Here is a 6,000-nt window from a genome sequence, read left to right on the forward strand (position 1 = left end):
CCTTATGAAAATTTTTAATTATCTCAGGCATGTTGCATAAAGGATGAGCAAAATGAAAAAAGTGGGAGTCGTCCTCAGCGGATCGGGCGTTTATGACGGCACAGAAATCCATGAAGCGGTTATTACTCTATTAGCTATTGCCCGCGAGGGGGCGGAGGCGGTTTGCTTTGCGCCGGATAAACCGCAGACGGATGTGATTAACCATCTGACGGGCGAGTCGATGGCGGAAATCCGCAACGTGCTGATTGAAGCGGCCCGCATCGCCCGCGGGGCCATCACCCCTCTGGCTCAGGCATCGGTAAACGATCTGGATGCCCTGATTGTTCCCGGCGGTTTTGGCGCGGCGAAGAACCTGAGCAGCTTCGCCAGCCAGGGGAGCGAATGTACCGTGGACCCCGACCTGAAGCGTCTGGCGCTGGCGATGCACGCGGCGGGTAAACCGCTGGGTTTTCTCTGCATTGCCCCGGCGATGCTGCCGAAGATCTTCGCCTTTCCGCTGCGTCTGACCATCGGCACGGATATCGACACCGCCGAAGTTCTGGAGGATATGGGCGCTGAGCACATCACCTGTCCGGTTGACGATATCGTGGTGGATGAAGATAACAAAGTGGTCACCACCCCGGCTTATATGCTGGCAGAGGATATCGCCCAGGCGGCGGCGGGCATTGAAAAGCTCGTCTCGCGGGTGCTGGTGCTTGCCGAATGAGATGGCCGAAAGTCAGGCTGAAAACGCTGTTTCTTCGTCTGCTGCTGGCGCTGGCGATTGTCTGGGGCGGCGGCATTGTGCTGTTCAGCTTCCTGCCGGTTCCCTTCTCCGCCGTCATGGCGGAGCGGCAGATAAGCGCGTGGCTGCACGGCGATTTCGGCTATGTGGCCCATTCGGACTGGGTGGGCATGGATGAGATATCCCCCTGGATGGCGCTGGCGGTGATTGCCGCAGAGGATCAGCGCTTTCCCGAGCACCGCGGGCTGGACTTCGGCGCTATCGAAAAGGCCATCTCCCATAACGAAAAACATGCCACGCGCATTCGTGGCGCGTCCACTATCTCCCAGCAGACGGTGAAAAATCTGTTTTTATGGGACGGTAAAAGCTGGGTGCGTAAAGGGCTGGAGGCCGGGCTGACGCTGACGACAGAGGTGGTATGGACCAAGCGGCGTATTCTGACCGTCTATCTCAACATCGCAGAGTTTGGTGAAGGCATATTTGGCGTGGAGGCGGCGTCGCAGCGCTATTTCCACAAGCCCGCCAGCAAACTGTCGATGTCCGAGTCGGCATTGTTAGCGGCGGTGTTAACCAATCCGCTGCGCTTTAAGGTGGATGCCCCATCCGGTTACGTGCGCAGCCGTCAGGCGTGGATCATGCGCCAGATGCGCCAGCTGGGCGGAGAGGCGTTTTTGCAGGCGCATCATCTGCATTAATCGTGGTTTCAGGCTGGCCGCGTTGGGATTCGCGGCCAGCTTTATGGCTGTTTGAGATTTATTCTCATTTTGCTAATACAAAATTTATCGGCAAATCTGCTAAACTCCCCCGCGTCTTTACCGGCAACAAACGAGGACGTTGTGAAAAAGATCCAGAGAAAGCAGACCCGGGACCATATTACTCAAATGATTCGCTATGAAATCCTCTCCGGCAGTATCAAGCCCGGCGACGAGCTGGCGCAGGAGAGTATAGCGGAGCAGCTGGGGCTTTCACGCATGCCGGTTCGTGAGGCTTTACAGTCGCTGGAGCAGGAAGGATTCCTGATACGACTGCCGAACCGCCATATGCAGGTGGCCAGGCTTGAGCCTGACCACGTGAGCCATATTTTCCGCATTATTGCCGTTATGGCGGCGGAACTTTTCTCCCTTGTGCCTGCGTCCAATGGCGCATCGCTACGGGCGCAGGCTGAAAAACTGGCGCAGCCTGGCGATAACGCGCGCGAGCTTGAATTTCATCAGGCGCTGATCGCCTGGGTCGACAATCGCTATCTTGAGAAGGTCTACCTGCAGTTTTTAGAGGGGTATATCTCTTATGTGATTCTGCACCTGAAAAAGGATGCTCAGGAGTCCGCGCAGCTGCTGGCAGAACTTGCCGACAGCATCGGCGCAGGGGACCAGGAGCGAATTACCCAGACAACGCTGCGTTATTTTCTGTCGTTGGCTGAAATCATGCGTCATCACTTAAAGGAGTGCAGTGATGCCGAAGCATAAGTTAGGCCGAATTAAGCTTCTTTCGGCAAAAGAGCAGGTTGCTGCGGTATTACGCAAAGCGATTCTGTCGCGCGATCTGGTGGAGGGGCAGGAGATCACTCTGGAGTCGATCGCCAGCATGGTGGGGGTTTCCAGCATGCCTGTTCGGGAGGCGTTTCAGATCCTGGCGGCGGACGGCCTGCTAAAAGTGCGGCCGAACAAAGGTGCCGTGGTGCTGGGCATAAACGAGCAAACAATCCGCGAACACTATGAAATTCGCGCGCTGCTTGAGAGTGAAGCCGTGGGCAAAGCGTCCCGGCCCGGCGTCGATATCTCCCGTATTGCCCAGGTTTACCACTCGGCGGAAAAAGCGCTGGCGGCGAACAATTCCGCAGAATATTCAGACCTGAACCAGGCGTTCCACATGGAAATCTGGAACGCGGCGGGTAATGAAAAAATGAAGATGCTGCTGTGCAACATGTGGAACGGGCTATCGATGGGCCACAAAGTTAGCGAAGAGGAGTACGCCGTCATCTCTCTTGGCGAACACAAAGGGATTCTGGAGGCGCTGGAGCGGCATGACGAGCCGCTGGCGCGAGAGCGTATGCGCGCGCATATTATTCGCTCTATGGAGAACATGCTGACGCGTTACGTTGTCGATCCCTGCGTCTGATGTATACCCGCCGCCCCGGCGGGTTAACTCCTTACATTCACCATAGTTATCAATACCCTGCAAATATCTTGATATAGATCGCATTTCCATACCTTTCCTGATAAACGAATTGACTTGTTTTTTGTGTGGGCATATTTTCCCTCTCGCTAAAATTGGATACATTATCATATATCAATGATAGGGACTTTTATGGAACCGATTACCATCACCCTTTGTTTATTGGTGTTTGCTATCGTCATGTTTGTGCTGGAGAAACTGCCGTTAGCGGTCACATCAATGATCGTCTGTGTCGCGCTGGTGCTGACCGGCGTGCTCAATTTGAAACAGGCGTTTGCGGGCTTTATTGATACGAACGTCATTCTGTTTGTCGCCATGTTCATCGTCGGCGGCGCGCTGTTTGAAACCGGTATGGCGAACAAAGTGGGCGGGGTGATCACCCGCTTTGCTAAAACGGAAAAACAGCTCATCTTCACCATCATGGTCGTGGTGGGTGTGATGTCCGGCGTGCTCTCCAACACCGGTACTGCCGCCGTTCTCATCCCGGTGGTTATCGGCGTGGCGGCAAAATCCGGCTTTACCCGCTCGCGTCTGCTGATGCCGCTGGTGTTCGCCGCCGCGCTCGGCGGCAACCTGTCGCTGATTGGCGCGCCGGGCAACCTGATTGCCCAGTCGGCGTTACAAAATATCGGCAGCGGCTTCGGCTTTTTTGAATACGCGAAGGTAGGCCTGCCGATGCTGATTTGCGGCATCATCTACTTCCTGACTATCGGTTATAAATTCCTGCCCAATCATCCCAACAGCGGCGACGTGGGAAGCGTTGGCGAGCAGCGCGACTACAGCAATGTTCCGCAGTGGAAGCAGATCCTGTCGCTGGTAGTGCTGATCGTGACCATCCTCGGCATGATTTTCGAAAAACGCATTGGCATCAGTCTTGCCGTAACGGGCTGCATCGGCGCGCTGGTGCTGGTTGTTACCGGCGTTCTGAATGAGAAACAGGCTTATAAAGCTATTGATTCACAAACTATTTTCATTTTCGGCGGAACGCTGGCGCTGGCAAAAGCGCTGGAAGTAACGGGCGCGGGCAAGCTGGTTGCCGATCAGGTTATCGGTATGCTGGGCCAGAACTCTTCGCCGTTTATGCTGATGGTGGTGGTCTTCGCCCTCTCCGTCGTGATGACCAACTTCATGTCCAATACCGCCACCACCGCGCTGCTGGTGCCGGTGAGCCTCTCCATTGCCGCGGGCATGGGTGCCGATCCGCGCGCCGTACTGATGGCCACCGTTATCGGCGGCTCCTGCGCCTACGCCACGCCCATTGGTATGCCCGCCAACATGATGGTGCTCTCTGCGGGCGGCTATAAGTTTGTCGATTACGCCAAATCCGGTATTCCCCTGATTATCGTTTCAACCATTGTCAGCCTGATTTTGCTGCCAATCCTATTCCCTTTTCATCCGTAATTAACGGAAGCTGTTCAGACTAAGGAGCATTTATGAGCAAAAGTGAACAGATATCCCATATGACCGACGTTATGGCCAAGTTTGTGGGATATACCGGCAAAGTTCTGCCTGATGACGTCACCGCAAAACTGAAAGATTTGCATAAGAAAGAAACCAGCCAGCTGGCGGACGTCATTTTTACCACCATGATTGAGAACCAGCGTCTGGCAAAAGAGCTGGACCGTCCTTCCTGTCAGGATACCGGCGTTATTCAGTTCCTGGTGGAGTGCGGCACCAACTTCCCGCTGATTGGCGAACTGGAAGCGCTGCTGCGCGAAGCGGTTATCAAAGCGACCGTAGACTCCCCGCTGCGCCACAATAGCGTTGAAACCTTTGATGAATACAACACCGGTAAGAACGTCGGTAAAGGTACGCCAACCGTATTCTGGGAGATCGTCCCTGATTCAGACCAGTGCAGCATTTATACCTACATGGCGGGCGGCGGATGCTCGCTTCCCGGTAAAGCCATGGTACTGATGCCGGGCGCAGGCTATGAAGGGGTGACCCGTTTTGTACTGGACGTGATGACCAGCTACGGTCTTAACGCCTGCCCGCCGCTGCTGGTTGGCGTGGGCGTAGCAACCTCCGTAGAAACGGCGGCGCTGCTGTCGAAAAAAGCGCTGATGCGCCCTATCGGTTCCCACAACGAAAATGAACGCGCCGCTTCGCTGGAGAAAATGCTGGAAGACGGCATTAACAAAATCGGCCTCGGGCCGCAGGGCATGTCGGGCAACACCTCCGTTATGGGCGTGAATATTGAAAACACAGCGCGTCACCCTTCCACCATCGGGGTGGCGGTCAACGTTGGCTGCTGGTCTCACCGTAAGGGCCATATCGTTTTCGATAAAGATCTCAACTACACCATTACATCTCACAGCGGAGTGACTTTCTGATGACTAAAAAAATCCTGACTACGCCAATTAAAGATGAAGACTTAGCCGATATTAAAGCGGGCGATATTATTTATCTTAATGGCCATATTGTTACCTGCCGTGATGTGGCGCACCGCCGCTTAATCGAAGGCGGTCGTGAGCTGCCGGTAAATATCGAAGGCGGGGCGATTCTGCATGCAGGCCCGATTGTTCGCCCGATCCCGGGTAGCGACGATAAATTCGAAATGGTCTCCGTTGGGCCGACCACTAGCATGCGCATGGAAAAATTCGAAAAAGAATTTATTGCTAAAACCGGCGTGAAGTTAATCGTGGGTAAAGGCGGCATGGGCAAAGGCACCGAAGAGGGCTGTGCGGAGCATAAGGCGCTGCACTGTGTCTTCCCGGCAGGCTGCGCGGTTGTTGCTGCGGTCTGTGTCGAAGAGATTGAAGATGCCCAGTGGCGCGACCTGGGAATGCCGGAAACGTTATGGGTGTGCCGGGTGAAAGAATTTGGTCCGTTGATTGTCTCAATTGATACACACGGCAATAACCTGTTTGAGCAAAATAAGGTTATATTCAACCAGCGTAAAGAGATCGTCGCTGACGAAATATGTAAGCACGTAAGCTTTATTAAATAATCATTGATTTAATGAATCGCACGGTAATATTGATTTGTTGAGTGAATAAATAAGGGAATTGTCCTGACTGGATGGGATAAATTCCTGGTTTCATGCAACAGGTCTATTATCGTGCCTCCTTTCTGAAGGCCATTTTATGAATGAAGCAGTG

7 protein-coding genes are annotated in these 6,000 nt (G+C 54.0%); all 7 read left to right on the forward strand.

Annotation, left to right across the window (positions count from 1 at the left end; translation table 11 throughout):
• Positions 1–52: 52 nt before the first annotated feature.
• Complete coding sequence (gene elbB, locus ENTHG_RS10800) at positions 53–706, forward strand: isoprenoid biosynthesis glyoxalase ElbB (RefSeq protein ID WP_044179557.1); 654 nt, start codon at positions 53–55, stop codon at positions 704–706.
• Positions 703–1,419 (forward strand): monofunctional biosynthetic peptidoglycan transglycosylase, encoded by a 717-nt coding sequence (gene mtgA / locus ENTHG_RS10805; protein WP_044179559.1) that lies wholly within the window; start codon positions 703–705, stop codon positions 1,417–1,419. Before elbB ends, mtgA begins: the two co-directional genes overlap by 4 nt.
• 141 nt (positions 1,420–1,560) lie before the next feature.
• Positions 1,561–2,190, forward strand: coding sequence for a GntR family transcriptional regulator (locus ENTHG_RS10810; protein ID WP_044179561.1), 630 nt, complete (start codon positions 1,561–1,563; stop codon positions 2,188–2,190).
• Positions 2,177–2,842 carry a GntR family transcriptional regulator gene (locus ENTHG_RS10815; RefSeq protein WP_044179563.1) on the forward strand — a complete coding sequence of 222 codons (666 nt, stop codon included), beginning with the start codon at positions 2,177–2,179 and terminating at the stop codon, positions 2,840–2,842. Before ENTHG_RS10810 ends, ENTHG_RS10815 begins: the two co-directional genes overlap by 14 nt.
• A gap of 189 nt (positions 2,843–3,031) precedes the next feature.
• On the forward strand, positions 3,032–4,300 hold the full coding sequence (locus ENTHG_RS10820; protein ID WP_044179564.1) for an SLC13 family permease: 1,269 nt from the start codon (positions 3,032–3,034) through the stop codon (positions 4,298–4,300).
• A gap of 32 nt (positions 4,301–4,332) precedes the next feature.
• The gene (gene ttdA / locus ENTHG_RS10825) at positions 4,333–5,232 is read left to right on the forward strand and encodes a L(+)-tartrate dehydratase subunit alpha (protein WP_044179567.1); all 900 of its coding nucleotides are present in this window, start codon (positions 4,333–4,335) and stop codon (positions 5,230–5,232) included.
• Positions 5,232–5,849, forward strand: a complete 618-nt coding sequence (ttdB, locus tag ENTHG_RS10830; RefSeq protein ID WP_044179569.1) for a L(+)-tartrate dehydratase subunit beta — start codon at positions 5,232–5,234, stop codon at positions 5,847–5,849. Before ttdA ends, ttdB begins: the two co-directional genes overlap by 1 nt.
• Positions 5,850–6,000: the final 151 nt, after the last annotated feature.

It is taken from the genome of Phytobacter massiliensis JC163 (genome assembly GCF_000321045.1).
Taxonomy (GTDB): domain Bacteria; phylum Pseudomonadota; class Gammaproteobacteria; order Enterobacterales; family Enterobacteriaceae; genus Phytobacter_A; species Phytobacter_A massiliensis.